Source organism: Bradyrhizobium genosp. SA-3 (assembly GCF_004212635.1).
GTDB lineage: Bacteria > Pseudomonadota > Alphaproteobacteria > Rhizobiales > Xanthobacteraceae > Bradyrhizobium.
In genome coordinates this window covers 1-954 of sequence record NZ_PSRT01000325.1, presented here as the reverse complement: position 1 = coordinate 954, position 954 = coordinate 1, and the positions used below count along the sequence as shown (strand labels likewise).

Genomic DNA, 954 nt, shown 5'->3' with positions numbered 1-954 from the left:
CACAAAATCCCGCTCAATGTGGTTTGCGACAAGGTGCGTGGTTTGCTCCCTAAATCGCGCGGGCCGTTCGCCACATGGGGGTCAAGCTGAAGAACCCGGTGTCGCCTTCGAAGGATGTGCAGAGGACTCAGTCGTTCAGAGATGAGCACGCGGCAATAGCCATCCCATGATCTTCTGATACGGATCGCGACGACTGCGGACGAATGCGTTCTCGTTCTGCTGAGCGGCGGTCCTGGCGAATTCAGAAATCCCCTCCATAGACTGCCGTTTATCCTTCGGAAGCTTCGCCCATTGGCGAATGATCTTCCGGCGGGCTTCGCGTTGCTTTTCCCTTACGTCAGGCATCGGGACGCTCCTTGAAGAGGATTTATTCCGGTCGACCTAGTATTGTTTGGGCTCACTAGAACTTCAACGTCCAATCAAGAACTCTTAGCCCCTCTGATCGTGCGGCGCTATACACGGGAGCGAGTCTCATATTGGCTTTGCAGGCCCGCCGCCCTAGAATTGCGGCGATCGCAGGACGGGCGAAATGCAGTATGTTTGCGACGCGCCGAAGGGCAAGACCTGGTTCCGTATCGAGACGGAAGGTGAAGCGATGCATGAGTCGCGCCTGATGGGTCACACAGTTGAGAAATATTTCCGCCGCGAGCGGGAGAAGGCAGTCCAGTCCTGGCGTCCCGAGCGGCCCAACGCGATCGAGCGCGACATCGGCCTCGAGGCCCATATACAGCGAGAGATGCCGCTTTTCCTCACGCTGCGCGACAGGGAGGGCAATGCACTGGCTACAGCGATGCTGCCACCCGGTGGCAAGGATCGCGGCGGGTTCCGGATCATCATCGTTGCCGCATCCAATGCCGATCCTTATCCTCAGCAGGACGCGGCCATCGCTGCACTGGGAGCGCATTTCGGTCTCACACTCGATCGCAACCGCTGCTTCCCCTACGGCCGCTAAGG

Annotated in this window: 2 protein-coding genes; one reads left to right on the top strand and one right to left on the bottom strand. The window is 58.7% G+C overall.

The genetic code is table 11. The features are described from left to right. Positions 1 to 135: 135 nt before the first annotated feature. Positions 136 to 345, bottom strand: a complete 210-nt coding sequence (locus tag CWO91_RS42310) for a hypothetical protein (RefSeq protein WP_063707793.1) — start codon at positions 343 to 345, stop codon at positions 136 to 138. Between the two features lie 184 nt (positions 346 to 529). Here CWO91_RS42310 and CWO91_RS42305 point away from each other — a divergent pair, with 184 nt between their 5' ends. After that, complete coding sequence (locus CWO91_RS42305) at positions 530 to 952, top strand: hypothetical protein (RefSeq protein ID WP_130221188.1); 423 nt, start codon at positions 530 to 532, stop codon at positions 950 to 952. Positions 953 to 954 lie beyond the last annotated feature (2 nt).

Excerpts from the sequence above, each read along its gene's own strand:
- CWO91_RS42310 (WP_063707793.1), bottom strand. The coding sequence starts at position 345 with ATGCCTGACGTAAGGGAAAAGCAACGCGAAGCCCGCCGGAAGATCATT.
- CWO91_RS42305 (WP_130221188.1), top strand. The coding sequence starts at position 530 with ATGCAGTATGTTTGCGACGCGCCGAAGGGCAAGACCTGGTTCCGTATC.